At 44.7% G+C, this 14178-nt stretch carries 13 protein-coding genes, 1 pseudogene and 1 riboswitch; of the genes and pseudogenes, 5 read left to right on the top strand and 9 right to left on the bottom strand.

Going from position 1 to position 14178, the window contains the following annotated elements; translation table 11 throughout:
* Positions 1-63 precede the first annotated feature (63 nt).
* The 3 genes from R2X38_RS01730 to R2X38_RS01720 all read right to left on the bottom strand — a co-directional run bounded on the left by R2X38_RS01730 (position 64) and on the right by R2X38_RS01720 (position 4604).
* A complete protein-coding gene (locus tag R2X38_RS01730) occupies positions 64-2442 on the bottom strand; it encodes a fatty acid cis/trans isomerase (RefSeq protein WP_317520287.1) in 2379 nt (792 codons plus the stop codon).
* 221 nt (positions 2443-2663) lie between these two features.
* The gene (locus tag R2X38_RS01725) at positions 2664-3941 is read right to left on the bottom strand and encodes a transcriptional regulator (protein ID WP_317520286.1); all 1278 of its coding nucleotides are present in this window, start codon (positions 3939-3941) and stop codon (positions 2664-2666) included.
* A 210-nt stretch (positions 3942-4151) separates the two neighbouring features.
* Positions 4152-4604: a DUF3069 domain-containing protein gene (locus tag R2X38_RS01720; RefSeq protein WP_317520285.1), complete on the bottom strand. Its 453-nt coding sequence runs from the start codon at positions 4602-4604 to the stop codon at positions 4152-4154.
* A gap of 616 nt (positions 4605-5220) precedes the next feature.
* Here R2X38_RS01720 and R2X38_RS01715 point away from each other — a divergent pair.
* The 5 genes from R2X38_RS01715 (at position 5221) to R2X38_RS01695 (ending at position 8976) form a co-directional block, all read left to right on the top strand.
* Positions 5221-6168 carry a diguanylate cyclase domain-containing protein gene (locus R2X38_RS01715; protein ID WP_317520284.1) on the top strand — a complete coding sequence of 316 codons (948 nt, stop codon included), beginning with the start codon at positions 5221-5223 and terminating at the stop codon, positions 6166-6168.
* Between the two features lie 248 nt (positions 6169-6416).
* Entirely contained in the window at positions 6417-7085 is a 669-nt protein-coding gene (locus R2X38_RS01710; protein ID WP_317520282.1) for a YceH family protein, read from the top strand.
* A 66-nt stretch (positions 7086-7151) separates the two neighbouring features.
* Positions 7152-7481, top strand: a complete 330-nt coding sequence (locus tag R2X38_RS01705; RefSeq protein WP_317520281.1) for a GIY-YIG nuclease family protein — start codon at positions 7152-7154, stop codon at positions 7479-7481.
* 162 nt (positions 7482-7643) lie between these two features.
* The gene (locus R2X38_RS01700) at positions 7644-8183 is read left to right on the top strand and encodes a YaeQ family protein (RefSeq protein ID WP_317520280.1); all 540 of its coding nucleotides are present in this window, start codon (positions 7644-7646) and stop codon (positions 8181-8183) included.
* A 148-nt stretch (positions 8184-8331) separates the two neighbouring features.
* The gene (locus tag R2X38_RS01695) at positions 8332-8976 is read left to right on the top strand and encodes a YdcF family protein (protein ID WP_317520279.1); all 645 of its coding nucleotides are present in this window, start codon (positions 8332-8334) and stop codon (positions 8974-8976) included.
* A gap of 65 nt (positions 8977-9041) precedes the next feature.
* On the opposite strand, the gene tenA is transcribed toward R2X38_RS01695, so the two are convergent.
* The 6 genes and pseudogenes from tenA to R2X38_RS01665 all read right to left on the bottom strand — a co-directional run bounded on the left by tenA (position 9042) and on the right by R2X38_RS01665 (position 14170).
* Complete coding sequence (gene tenA / locus R2X38_RS01690) at positions 9042-9707, bottom strand: thiaminase II (protein ID WP_317520277.1); 666 nt, start codon at positions 9705-9707, stop codon at positions 9042-9044.
* Positions 9708-9739: 32 nt separating this feature from the next.
* Positions 9740-10699 (bottom strand): ABC transporter substrate-binding protein, encoded by a 960-nt coding sequence (locus R2X38_RS01685; protein WP_317520276.1) that lies wholly within the window; start codon positions 10697-10699, stop codon positions 9740-9742.
* 52 nt (positions 10700-10751) lie between these two features.
* Positions 10752-11477 (bottom strand): annotated as a pseudogene (locus tag R2X38_RS01680) (ABC transporter permease); the annotation flags it as partial.
* 103 nt (positions 11478-11580) lie between these two features.
* Positions 11581-12369, bottom strand: a complete 789-nt coding sequence (locus R2X38_RS01675; protein WP_317520274.1) for an ABC transporter ATP-binding protein — start codon at positions 12367-12369, stop codon at positions 11581-11583.
* Between the two features lie 20 nt (positions 12370-12389).
* The gene (gene thiD, locus R2X38_RS01670) at positions 12390-13217 is read right to left on the bottom strand and encodes a bifunctional hydroxymethylpyrimidine kinase/phosphomethylpyrimidine kinase (RefSeq protein WP_317520273.1); all 828 of its coding nucleotides are present in this window, start codon (positions 13215-13217) and stop codon (positions 12390-12392) included.
* An 86-nt stretch (positions 13218-13303) separates the two neighbouring features.
* A riboswitch (TPP riboswitch) is annotated at positions 13304-13400 on the bottom strand.
* Between the two features lie 197 nt (positions 13401-13597).
* A complete protein-coding gene (locus R2X38_RS01665) occupies positions 13598-14170 on the bottom strand; it encodes a PhnA domain-containing protein (RefSeq protein ID WP_317520272.1) in 573 nt (190 codons plus the stop codon).
* Between the last annotated feature and the right edge of the window lie 8 nt (positions 14171-14178).

The following is a 14178-nucleotide window of genomic DNA, read 5'->3' as shown; positions in this document are numbered from 1 at the left end:
TTTGCTCTAGAAATAAAAAAGGTCTAACTGATGAGTTAGACCTTTTTGTTTGATTAGCTCTATTTATCGATTTTCAATCCGGTTGTAGTCAAGTAACCCTGACTCAACAGGAAACATATTATGGTTGATTTCATTGAGCATATCGCTGAACGACCAGAAGTCAGGGCTGGTACGGCGTACACCGTACTTATCCAGAAACAGTCGGTAATCTTCTTCTGTCGTGATGGTGCTGATTTGTTTAGCTGCAGTATCCAAATCTGATGCTTTGAGGTGCCAGAAAGCGCGAGGATAACTACCGAGCAGCCCGCGAACTAGTGTCACATTGTCCTGAGCTGGCAAACGGTTAGACTCTTCATTGAATAAACTTGAGATGTTTTTATGGGCGCTATTGCGGATTAAAGTAAACAACTCTGCGTCTTGGTTTGGTTCTGTTGGTTCGACCATGATGAAAGTAATTTCAGGTAGTAGGCTCGCTTGCTTACCGCTCAACCGGTTCAACTTATACAGAGCAAGAGAGCCATTTTTGGCCAATTGTGATTGAGTAAAATCGTAACGATCTGGCAGTACGACTTTCAGCTTCTCTTGAAGCATACCGAATAGCTCATTTTTTGGATGCTGGGTGTGAAACTTAACGCCGGTGGGTTGATCAAATTGGTTGATATCCCCCTGTAGGTAGTCGCTAAGGTGTTTGTTTGAGCCTTGATACCAATAGGCAAGTTGCTCTCGTCGTACATCGGCTGGAAGCAAAGAGAGGAAGTTAGATTCACCCTCCATACGCAAGAAGTCCATATACATTCGGGTTACAAGCTGGTGGCCAAAGTTTCCGTAGACATCAAAGCCTGCAACCAACAGATAATGAATACGTTCAAGCAGTGAGTAGTCAATAACCCATGCAGTTTTTGGCTGGCTGCCAACGAGACCCTTTGTAACGGTTGCACTGTCGAAATGGCGGAACACCGTTAGGCTAGCATTGTCGTTGTAGCCATCACCATCCCAAATGAGATCCGTCGTTAGATGCTCACCATTTTTAAATGCATCATTAAGAAAGGCATTTTTTGCCTTAAGGAAACGGCCTTGCTGCTTGGAGTAAGAAATCCAATTTGCTACGGGTAGCGTGTTACTCTCGTTTTCTGCCGGTAACCTTAAATTGTCAGCCTGAGTTTCATAAAAATCATCAACAGAAGGGGTGTTTGCCATCGCTGGGTCAACAAAGAACACCCAGAAATGGTCATTGATAACATTCAGTGCCAATTGACCTCGGCATACGGGGCCTTTTATGAAGCCCATAATGGTATTCTGGGCATTGTCTATCATAAAGCGATAGCGACTATCGACTGGGATCTGCTTAAATGCAATCAATGGATTGGCGGCAATGTCCGGGTGGTAGCTAGGCATAGACGTTACCATGTACTCCGGCTCGATAAACAGCGTATTGAAGCGAGTCAGCTTGGCTTTATTTAGCGCGTAAGGCATGTGGGTCTTATCGACAATGGTTTCCCTGACAGGCTGGAAACGGTAGTAGACTCGTGTTGTTCCGGGATCGTCATAGGGGCGTCGCGTTGCGATAAGGTCGATAGGCTCACCCGGCGCTGTACGAGAACGAACGAGTTTGAAAAATGTAGGCTGTTGTTCGTCTGAAAAATATAGATGAGAGACAAACAAATGCTCATAAATGTAACGACTGGCAAGTTGCTGTTTCAGGCTACTGCCGTTCAGGAACGTTTCCCACTCAGCCACTTTAGAGAGTGTTGATGCGCTTGGCTGAGGTGCCGTTGCCATCAGCGCACCATTTGCCAGCCAGTCCATCAGAACTTGATTCTCTTTGTCGCTGATTTGAGGTAGGCCATAAGGCATACCCCATTCAGGGTAATTCTGCTCATATTTCGCCATTTCTTCAATGGTAGGACACTGCTGATTGCGATCTAAAGAGAAGTCCCATTCTTCATGGTTGAGGACTTTCTGCTCAGGTAGAGGATGTGCCTGTTTCAGTTGAAGCATACGAGCCATTACACCGGCTTGGGTATTTGCTTCTTCGGATTGGATACGTTCATTGAGGACAGGGTTGAATCCTTTCTCTCGCCATTCGGCAGTAGACTGTGCATCAATAAACATACGAGTGGTATTCGCGGCGAGAAGTCGGGTACCTTCATATACCTTATCTTTGCTGGCTCCACGGTCTATGCCTTCCGCTGACGACATTTTTAATTGGCATGGAGCATCGTAACAGGCATGGCAGACGACACAGCGGTTTTCAATAATTGGTTTCACAGTGTCCAAGTAGTGATTGGCTATGGGAGAGTTAGCTGCGGCTAACCTTTCTTGCGGTTGGGGCTTGCCGAATTGCTGATCAAAGTTAAGTCCAGCGTAGACAGCACAACCGGAGAAAAACAGTATCAGGGCAAACAGCCATGAACGTTTTAAATATCTGTTATTTTTAGTCATTCTGTTTTTATCTTATTTTTATGCAAGCAAGCTGCAATGCGTTAAAAGCTAATGTTATGTATAAGTCTATCAAAACACTTTGGAAAAATGATTGGTATTATTTTTTTGGTGTAGAGCTCTGTTGGTAAGAAAAAGCAGCTCATTTGAGCTGCTTTCGTATGTGGTGCTGTATAACTGCTTCAATTAGCAAGGTTCATCTTGATGTTACTTGGGTATACGGCTTATTGAGTTATCACTTGACGCTTGTAGTTAAAAATCTTGGCGTCTTTCTCGCTGTTATGAACCCAAAAGATACCGACTTGATCATTTAAGACCAGATCAATATAAGGTTGCTGGTAGAGTAGGTAGCTATAGCCAATATTTTTACCAAGAAATTGATTTTTGACTTTATTTTCAATGTAGATCGCAGTTGAAGTTTCTTCATTTACAAACTCATTAGGCTGGTAAGCCCAATGGTACATGATAGGCTTTATCTCGATGGTCGAGATAAATGGAGATTCATTCTCAACGACAGTTAAGGTTGCCGAACTGATTGACAGAGCATGGTGATAACCCGTTTTTTCTTCGGATATAAAGTTCAAATAAGAAAAGTTAAGTTTATTGTCTTCATCTTTGGTGATGTAGTGGTACACCACTTGGGAGTCTATTCCTGAGTCATCAATAAAGTTGAGGAAGACTTGAGATGTTGGCTCGCGAGCAAGTTCTGTTTGAATGATTGGGTCTTGGCGCGACAGTGGTAAGTCTTGCATGACTTGATGCTTAAACAATTGCCAGCCTTCATCACTGATTTGGTATGAAAAATCCGTGTAGGGTAAGCAATGATTATTTTCATCTACACGGCACCAAGCCAGAGAATATGAGTCTTTCCCTTTGAATGCATAGAGCTTTAAGTTTTTTAAATCAGGCGTATTATCGAGCTGAGTGTATGTGTCATGGAGATCATCGAGCTTTGCTTGAAGTTCGATAATTTCTTTCTCACTGGTTGAGATCAGCGTGACAGTACTATTTTGCAGCATGCTGGTACGGGTGATGTACTGCGTTTTATCTGGGTATTTGTACCCAGTGAACCAGAGATAACTACCAACAAGTAAAATTGCAGCCACTAGGGTCGCAATCGAGAAGTAAGGTAAATAGGGCGCAGTCTTTTTGATGACGGTGGCCGTTGATAAATCAGAGTATTTTTCAATCGCGACTTGGGTGATCTGGTAACCTACACGAGGTAGGGTTTCGATAATCTCGCCCTTTGTTTTTTCTTGCAATTTTACCCGTAGGCTGCGAATTGTCTGAAATAGAGACGCCTCAGAGACAACGCGGTCGGGCCAGCCGGCTTTGAGCAGGTCCTCTTTTGTTACTGGGCTGTTAGCATGTTCAATTAAGTAGAGCAGAATATATTGCTCTGAAAGGTTGAGCTTTTGATTGGTTGTGTCTGACTTGATAACCCCAAGAGCTGGAATGAAAATAAGCTCATTAGTGAATTTGAATTGCTTCTGGCCAGACATTGATACCTCAGAGACCCTTGCTAAATTTGCTATTTTAGTTGTTTATTGGCGTTAGGAATCATTGCTCGAGCTAAATGACGCCTAATTGATTGAAGACGCTTATTTTATCATGAAAAAAAATAAATGGTATGCGAATAATTGCTGCAGAAAAACAAAGGGAGCACAATGGCTCCCTTTGATGCTTGTTGAGTTTTCAAATAAGTAAAAAAATTACTTCTTGAAAATTTCCTGGAACTCACGCTTCATTGGTGGGTTACGGCGCGCTTTTTTCAGCTGCTTACACATGTCTTTAACACAGTTGTGTAGAACTTTGTCTAGCATCACTGCTTTGTAATCAGTGTACTCTTCGTCAGTCATATCTGACGGTTTTTCTGATTCCTGCATTTCACCAAGGAAATCTACACCAGAGTAGCTTTGGCTCAATGCGATTAGCGCATGAAATTGCTCGAAGTTATCCAAGACATTCTGAGCACTTGCTGGAAGCTGGTCCCAAGCTTCACGAGAAGTTGGCTCAGACGCTTTGTAAACGTTAATTAGCATGTCTAGAAGCTCTTCAGGCACTTCTTCAAACTCAACAACTTGGCGTAGTTCTGGTGAACAATCGTCAAGAGTGAATTTAACTTCTTCGATCGTTTGATCTTCTTTTTTCTCAATATCAGACATAGCTAATTCCTAAAGCATGAATTGTTTAAGGGAGGGAATCCTATAGTCCTCTCTCTAAATGTCAACTGATATACTCAAGTAACTACAAGATGCTAAGTTCAGCGAGAATTACTTGGTTGATAGGCAAGGCAGCGATTTATAGGTCTAGTGTTCTAAATCAAAAATCTCTAACGCAGCATAGCAGCCAAGTAAGCTCGCCCTTCGGGAGCTCATCAATGAGCCCATTCCTGTGTCAAATAATCTCGAAATAGGCTGGCTAATCCATTCGATTATTTTCCTTGAACTGACCTCATTGATGAAGCTCTGAATTATGCAACTTGTGGTCACTTGAGTATAAGATAGCGGATAAACCCGAACAATCACGTTAATTTGCTCACGATTATTGTTAATGGCTGCGATGTATACCCAAGTTATCTCAATATGAAGGAATCAGACGGGGAGGGTATTCAATACAAGGAGAAGGTTCGAAGAAATGGGGATATGCATGTTTCCAGACACCTTGAAAATAACAAGTTGTAAATATGTTGCATAAAGTTTTTTATAGAACCATTTAAGCCAAGGCATTCTGTGCTATAAATAGCTTAAGGAATAGCCAATATATCAATAGGATGCTTAGATGGAAGCGATGCGGATACTACTAGTAGATGATGTGCATCTTGAGAGGATGCAGTTGGCCATGCGGTTGCAGCGCCTCGGGCACGTGGTTGAAGCTGTCGCTTCAGGTCATGAAGCTATCGAGAAATATCCGCTGTTCGACCCAGATTTATTACTCTTAGACGTCAGTATGCCGGATATGAGTGGTACTGAAGTTGCTGAGCAAATCAGAATTAAGCATCCTGACTGGGTGCCCATCATTTTCTTGAGTGGGCATGATGAACCGGAAATGATCGCTAAGGCTATTGATATGGGTGGCGATGATTATATTGTCAAACCAGTAAACAAGATTGTGCTAGCGGCTAAGCTCAAAGCGATGCAGCGTATCGCCCATATGCGTCATCAGCTGAAGGATACAACGAAAAGCTTGGAGCAGGCGAATGAGAAGCTGTCACAGCAGGTTAATGAAGATGGTTTAACCAAGTTAGCAAATCGCCGTTATCTGGATAGTAAGCTGGCTGAATTTATTTCTTGGCATGGTCGTAATAACTTCCCATTGACACTGATCATGCTAGATGTCGATCACTTTAAACTGTTCAACGATCACTACGGTCACTTAGAAGGGGACCGCTGTTTACAAGCGGTTGCCACTGAACTCAAGAAAAACTTCAGCCGTGCGGGAGAGCTTGCTGCCCGTTACGGAGGGGAAGAGTTTGTGATCGCACTGAGTAACTGCGATAAGACTAGAGCGGTGCGTGAATGTGAACGATTAAAACTGTGTATTCAGCAGCTTGAAATTCCACATTCCAAATCGACCACGGCTGACATTGTGACGGTTAGCCAGGGCATGGTTTCTTGGGTTCCAACAGGCTTGGAGACAGTTGAAAACATGTATGAAATTGTCGATCGGGTGTTATATAAGGCCAAAGAACAAGGCCGAAATCGTTTTGTCGCCGCTGAATTTACCTAAGCTCCCGCCTGATTTTTTGATCTAGTTAACACTTTGTACTTTACCAAGCGTTATTTGGCTGAATTGCAGCCAAATAACCTCCCTTGCGCTTGCCGTAACATTCTTCAGTGATAATCTGCTGTTAGACAGGAATGTCTAATGCAGTGTGCATTCTTTTGAGTAGCAGTGAATCCCTGCCATGAATACAGCGTGTTTTCGGCTATGCTCAATGGAATTTGTATTGTAAGAAGAATAAGTGAGGGAAGATCATGGATATTTGCTTTTCGCAGACAGAAGCGCGCGTGCTAGGTTGCTTGCTTGAAAAAGAGGTAACTACACCTGATCAATACCCATTAACACTGAATGCGCTAACGACAGCCTGTAATCAGAAGAGTAATCGTGAGCCTGTGATGTCGCTTACTGAAGCTGAGGTGCAAGATACTATCGAAGCGCTGAAGGCGAAAAGGTTTGTACAAGAAGTAACCGCAGGTCTAGGTAGCCGTGTTGCGAAATACCAGCACCGTTTTTGTAATACTGAATTCAGTACTTTCCAGTTCAGCGCGCAAGAAAAAGCGATTATCTGTGTGATGCTGCTGCGTGGCCCACAATCTCCTGGTGAACTACGAACTCGTACTAATCGCCTGTGTAGTTTCTCTGATGTTAAAGAAGTTGAATCAGTGTTGAGTACGCTATCGGAACACCCGAAAGGCCCATTTGTTATTCAGTTGCCAAAAGAATCGGGCAAGCGTGATTTTCGTTATATGCACCTATTTAGTGGCGAGATAGATCTCGAGGCGCTTCAACAACAGGCTGCATCTTCTGCGAGTGCACCGTCTTCTCCGACCTCTGAGCGTTTAACGGCCTTGGAAGATGAAGTTGCAGAGCTTAAGAAAGAAGTACAAGAGCTCAAAGCAATGCTTGAATCGTTAACTTCATAAGTGTCAAATAGCGTGAGTGTTGTTAGCCCAGCAAATGCTGGGCTTTTTTGTAAGGTGTAAAGAAAGATGGCCTGTACTAACCCTGCTCAAATCAACGAAAGTGAAGGGCAAAAGAATAAAGTTAGCCAGTGGTCGGTCTATTTAATTAGGACGGTTGATAATCGGTTGTATTGTGGCGTAACCACAGATGTAGAAAGACGCTTCAACGAGCATACTTCTACAAAGCGTGGAGCAAAGTTCCTAAAGGGGAAGGGGCCTCTGGAATTGGCTTGGTCTGAGTGTGTGGGAGATAAACGTTTAGCGATGCAGCTTGAATATAAGATAAAACGTCTGCCAAAGTGTACCAAGGAGCAAATTGTCACAGGCAGTGTAAGTGTGTTGAGCTTAGTTGAATAAGGCATTAGCGCAGCGACACTATTTGTGTTTTTTTAAGATTTTTATGTTTATTGAAGACCTTTTGGGTGTTTGTTAGACAATTGAAATTGAACCTTCTTCCTGTTCAAACTACACTGCATTTATTATTTCTATATCAGTTTTTTATTTTTCTAGGATATTTTTATGGCACTTAAAGCCACAATTTACAAAGCCCAGTTCAATGTTGCCGATCTTGATCGTCATGTGTATCTCGATCAGCAGCACACATTGGCCTGTCACCCATCTGAGACCCTGCAGCGTCTAATGCTAAGGTTGGTTGCATGGGGCTTTAATGCCGATGAAGAGTTACAGTTTACCAAAGGTCTTTGTGAAGCCGATGAGCCTGCGCTTTGGAAGAAAAATCTGAGTGATGAAATCGAGCTATGGATTGACCTTGGCTTACCTGATGAGAAACGGCTGAAGAAAGCCGCCCACAAGGCAAAAAAAGTGATTATCTTTGCTTATGGTGATAACGCCGCCCCGGTATGGTGGAAGCAACACCAAGCTAAAGTGAGCCAATACGGTAATATCTCAGTCGTTTTCTTTAAAGACGAAACGTTAGCTGAACTTGAGGCTATGGTTGAACGTTCGATGAACCTGCAGTTAACCATTGAAGCAGAGCAGGGTTGGCTGATGCTGGGTGATAAGAGCTGTACCCTAACGCCAGAGTGGTGGCTTCGCTAATACGGTTGTGAGCCTTTGGTCTTTACCATTGATGACTGTCACTGAATAGTCATCGCAGCCCTTCATGATATCCTCGTGTATACCAAGATTGATACTGCTGCCTGAATGCTAGGCAGCTTTCGCCTTTTCAGCAACAAGGAGTCGTGCAATGCCATCAAATGTGCATGCTTTAGCAACAAAAGTGTGGAATTACCATCATCTAAACCACACACTCTCGCCATCTGACTGTATCTTCGTGCTGGGTAGTAATGATATTCGAGTCGCTGAGTATGCGGCAAAGTTGTTCCTAGAAGGCTACGCGCCATACATTGTCTTTTCTGGGGGAGAAGGTGAGTTGACCCGTGGTATGTTTAAGGGCTCCGAAGCTGAAGCGTTTGCAGAAGTTGCCTTGGACATGGGCGTCCCTCAAGGTGCTATTCTTCTTGAACCACAATCCACCAATACGGGCGAAAATGTTCAGTTCACGCGTGCATTACTAGAGATGAAGGGGCTTGAACCAGAGAGCTTTATTATCGTCCAAAAGCCATTTATGGAAAGAAGGGCTTATGCGACTTTCCAGCAAAACTGGCCGGGCAAGAAAGTGACGGTTACCTCTCCTCCTATTGGCTTTGATGAGTACCCGAATGAAACCTTGTCATACAGTGATGTTATTAATGTCATGCTAGGTGATCTGCAGCGTATCAAAGTCTATCCGTCATATGGTTACTCTGTTGAGCAAGATATCCCTGATGAAGTTTGGCAGGCCTACAAGAAGTTGGTTGAACTGGGGTTTAAGGAGCATTTGCTCACATAAGGTTAATTGCCAGAAGATATAAGAAAGCCCTGTAAAAACAGGGCTTTTTAATGCACATTGCGAAATTATTGTGCCGCTTTCATGCCTTGTTCCCAGAAAGCAACTTCCATGCGGGTAGCCGTTTTGAATATTTCACAAAGGCGATGACCACGTTTACTTTCAAGAGGGATTTCTTCAAGCATCGCGTTTAAACGGCGAATGGTTTCTTCTACACCTGACTGGTAATCTTCTCCACTGTATAGCTCAACCCAGCTTCGATAAGGGTTACCCTCAAGTTTAGTCTCGGGCCATTGCCCCAGGCGTTGACCAACTACGGCATAGCCAATAGCACATGGAGCAAGTGCAGTGAACAAATCAGTACGATCGCCTGCCATACCGGTATCCAAAACGTAGCGGGTGTAGCATACGGTACCGAAATCTTCTGGTTCTGCTTCCATCTCTTCTGCTGAAAGGCCCCAGGTTTGGCAGTACTCAATGTGGTGGTTCATTTCTGACTCAAGTAAAGCATTAAGGCCCGGTAGCGGTTCGCGCATTTCAGCCAGTGTTGATGATTTGAACACAGCCAAGGCGTACGCGCGAGCGTAGTGCTTGAGGAATAAATAATCTTGTTTTAGGTAGTGGAAGAAAGCATATTTGTTCAAATCACCGGTCGCTAATTGGTTGACGAAGTCGTGCTCGGTGTAATCTTCCCAGTCCTGTTGGCAGTAGCTGATCAAATCTTGGTAATTCATGGTGTATCCTTATCAACTTATACTGTTGACGCTTAATACGTCAGTACGTAATCTTTGGCTTGTGGCAGTGTTTTAATGATGTTGTGCTGCTTCATGAATTCAGCGTATTCATCGTAGCGTTTTAGCTCTACAGCTCCTGGGCGCAAAGCAAAGCGGGTTAGCGTATCTTCCCAAGCTCGGCGGTTCAGGTCGTTATTCAATGTGTCTGGCGAGTAGGCAACGAACTCTTTCCAAGCTTGTTCTGGATGGTTAATTAGGTAAACCGTCGCTTTCTCGATAGCGGTATTAAATTTATTGATCGTATCTGGGTTGTACTTATTTTTGTTAGCAACGAAAATTAGCTCGTCGTATGGTGGTACGCCGTGCTCTTCTGGGTAGAAAGCTGTTGCGTCATAGCCTTCGATGGCAAGTTGGTTAAGCTCGAAGTTACGCAAGCCGCCCCAAATCGCGTCTACTTTCCCTGATGCTAGAGATGAAGACAGTGCCCAGCCTACATTGATAATTTTTACCGTGTCCATATCAACGCCTTCCGAACGAAGCATGGTACCAATAGTCGCATCTTCATTGCCGCCGATAGCAACGCCAATGTTTTTACCCTTCAGATCAGCTAATGATTTAATGCCTGACTTATCCAGTACAATCAGTGAGTTCAATGGGCCTGAAATGAGCGTTGCAGAACGAACCAGAGGAAGTTCTGCAGCAGTACTAGAGATAAGCGTACTCTGGTATGAAACCGCAAGGTCAATACGGCCAGCTGCAACTAATTTGTCTGGAACGCTTGGGTCTGCAGGCTCTTGAATTTGGACATCTAATCCCTGTTCAGCAAACCAGCCTTTTTCTTTGGCTAGAATAATTGGGCCGTGGTTTGGGTTAACGAACCAGTCCAGCATGAGTGTGACTTTCTCTTCTGCCGATGCACTAAAAGAAGCCAGCATTAATGCAGCAGCGGCAAACAGTTGCGGTTTAGCTGCTTTAAAAAAAGTGGATTTCATTCTATTTCCTTGTTGTTGAGCGAAGTAAAGCATTCCGTGTTTTGTAACCGAGTTATTGGCTTTGCCATGGAATGGCTTTTTTTAATAAAAGATCGGTAATGAAGTACAGGCTGATTGAGAAAAACGCCAAGATAAACAAAGCGGCGAACATCTCATCGACAAACATGCGTGCATTGGCTTGCAGCATCAAGTAACCAAGGCCTTCACTTGAACCCACCCATTCACCAATCACAGCACCAATTGGCGCGATGACAACCGCCACGCGAATACCTGATGCCAATGCGGGTAGGGCGGCGGGCAAGCGGATCTGCCAAAGTTGCTGCCAACGGGTGGCTCCCATAGTTGTGGCCAAATCAAGGTAGCCTTTTGGTGTATGGCGAAGGCCGTCATAACAGCATGTCGTGACAGGGAAGAAAATGATCAGTGCAGCCATGACAATTTTTGACGCCATGCCATAGCCGAGCCATAGCATCAGAATGGGCGCGATAGCAAATACTGGTATAGCTTGGCTAGTGATCAGTATTGGCAGTAGCCAACGACGCAGAGGCTCAAAGACCAGCATTTGCAGGGCAAAGAACAGCCCCATTGCTAAGCCAAGAAGTAAACCAAAAAGGACTTCAGTGCCAGTTACCACTGTGTGGTGCCACAGAACATCTGCCCGTTCAATTAGCTTGGAGATAACAGCTACTGGGCCCGGCAATATAAAAGGCGGTAGGTCAAAAATAACGACACTGGCCTGCCAAAGACCCATAATAATTGCCACGCTAATGACAAAGCGGGAGATATGCTGGGACAACAGTGAATTATTGACCTTGTTGGTATGCTGATTAGCTTCTTGCTGTTCCAACAAAGGATTCTGTAGTTTCGAAGATAGAGATTGATCAGACATAATCACTCTCCAGCTCATTAATGATCCCTTGCTGGTGGGTTGCGAGCTCACCATCAAACTGTCTTGGCGGAAGATTAGAAGGTACGGGTAGCCCTCTGAGTGAAGCTGGGGTACCTGACATCATGTAGATTTGGTGTCCCAGACGAAGTGCTTCCTGTGGATCATGGGTGATCAGCAATACAGTTTTCCCATCGAGCAATTTTGCTGAAAGGGATTGGAGTTTATGCCGTGTGACAGCATCAAGCGCCGAGAAAGGCTCATCCATCAGAACAAGAGGCTTGTCTTGCATCAGAGTGCGCGCCAAAGCAACACGCTGACGCATTCCACCAGAGAGTTGATTCGGTATCACGTCCGATTTATCGGCTAGCCCGACGGCTTCCAGCAATGCCAACGCGCGTTGTTTGTCTGCTTTCTGTGCTTTACCAAAGCGGGCACTCAAGCAAATATTGTCAATGACATTGAGCCAAGGCAACAGTAAATCCTGCTGGGCCATGTAAGCGATGTTGCCAGTTAAAGGCAATGCATTGCTGGTGGTGATATTGCCACTCCATGTCACGTTGTCTTCGAGAAGACCAGCGAGGTGGCGTAGCAGTGTTGTTTTACCACAACCGCTCTTACCCAGCAGGCAAGTCCATTGACCGGCTGGCAGCTCAACATTTAACTGGCTGAATAAAGGTGTGCTAGCATCGTTATATCGAAGCATTAAATCCTCGATTTTGACAGCCATCCCTTTTGCAGCATACGCATCGCCAGATGTGTTTGATGCAAGATTGCTATTCATCTTGTTTATTGCTTCCATGCTTACTCTGGTTTGAAATGGCCTGCAAAGAAATGGTTTACTGGGCCGTGACCTGAACCGATTTCAAGTTCATCAGCATGCTCGATTGCTTTGGTGATGTAGGTTTTGGCATGTTTTACAGCGTCTTGCAGTGGATACTCTTGAGCAAGGAATGAGGCCGTAGCAGCAGATAAGGTACAGCCGGTACCATGGGTGTTGCGGGTTGCAATTCGCGGTGTACTCATTCGGATTACATCGTTTTCTAGAATCAGCAAATCTGTGCTGAACTCATCCTTTTCAAGATGACCACCTTTGAGCAGGATTGAACGAGAGCCGATACTACGTAATGCAGCGATCATATCCGTCATTGCTTGTTCAGTTTCAGGAAGCGCCGAGCCAATCAAAGCAGCCGCTTCAGGCAGGTTAGGGGTGATCACATCTGCCAGTGGTAGTAGCTCAGATTTCAGTGTTGAAATCGCATCTTGCTCAAGCAGTAAATCACCACTTGTCGCGACCATGACGGGGTCGATAACCAAGAATTTTGGCTGGTATTGGCGAAGTTTTTTGGCCACCATGCGAATAATATTCGCATCGCTTAGCATGCCAATTTTAACGGCTTTTACATCTAGATCTGTAAACACTGCGTCAAGCTGCTGCTCAACAAAACCGGGGTCGATGCCGAGGATGCCGGTCACACCTTGGGTGTTCTGGGCTGTTAACGCAGTGATGACTGAGCATGCGTAACCGCCGGTTGCAGAAATAGCTTTGATGTCAGCTTGTATGCCTGCGCCGCCGCCGCTATCAGAGCCAGCAATGGTAAGGGTAATTGGAGTCTTTGATGGAATTGGCATCGTTACCTCTGTTGAGACGTAAGGTAGCCAATGCCATCGAAACTATTCTTCGAACCTATTCATCGAAAATATGAACGGTGCGAGATAGGGCAATGCAGCTAGTTCCCTACGCCATTATTAAATGGATCAGGTTCAACGGGTCCCACTACGTGGTCTCAGCGCTCGGCTCCCCGACTAACGGATATAATTTGTGCTAACTGGCCAATATTGAATATTGACCTAAGAAAAACAGTTTTCTGGCTTAAATGCCTGAAGATGTGGCTAATCTAAACATGTTTTTTACGATAGGGCAAACATGTTAGGAATAAAATGAGGTGATGGATGAAGAATAATACAGAAGGAGAATAAGTAGGCAGCCACGGCGTGGCTGCCTGGGGTCATTACATTTTTTTGCAGTATGCAGCAATGATCACCATGTTAGTACCTGCAGCTTTACCTGAGATATGCAGAGGGTTATCTGTTAGGCGAATACCACGAACAGCGGTACCTTGTTTGATGACAAGGTTAGAGCCTTTTACTGGAAGATCTTTGATGATAGTGACGTTGTCACCCGCCTCAAGAGCCGTGCCATTTACGTCTACAGTTTTGATAGCGTCAAGCTCAGCTAGGGCAATGCCTTTCTCTGCCCACTCAATCATGTCTTCTTCCATGTACATCATATCAAGCAGATCTTGTGCCCATGTTTCAGAAGACAGACGCTTAAGAAGACGGTAAGCCATTACCTGAACAGCGGGCTCCTGGCTCCACATGCTGTCATTCAGGCAACGCCAGTGGTTTTGATCCAGTGTTTCTGCGTCTTCTATCTCTGTACGGCAAGTTCCACATACCATCACACAGCTACCTGCTGTTTGGTCAGGAGAAGCAGGAACTTCGTAAACGCTCAGACTGTCTTCTGATCCACATAGTTCACATTTAGCGCCAGAGCGCTCTTTAACGATCGATTCAATGCTCATAGGAATAT

Origin of the sequence: Photobacterium rosenbergii, assembly GCF_033022775.1 — a bacterium.
GTDB lineage: Bacteria > Pseudomonadota > Gammaproteobacteria > Enterobacterales > Vibrionaceae > Photobacterium > Photobacterium rosenbergii_A.
The sequence above is the reverse complement of the archived record's forward strand: the minus strand, read 5'-3'. Positions and strand labels throughout refer to the sequence as shown.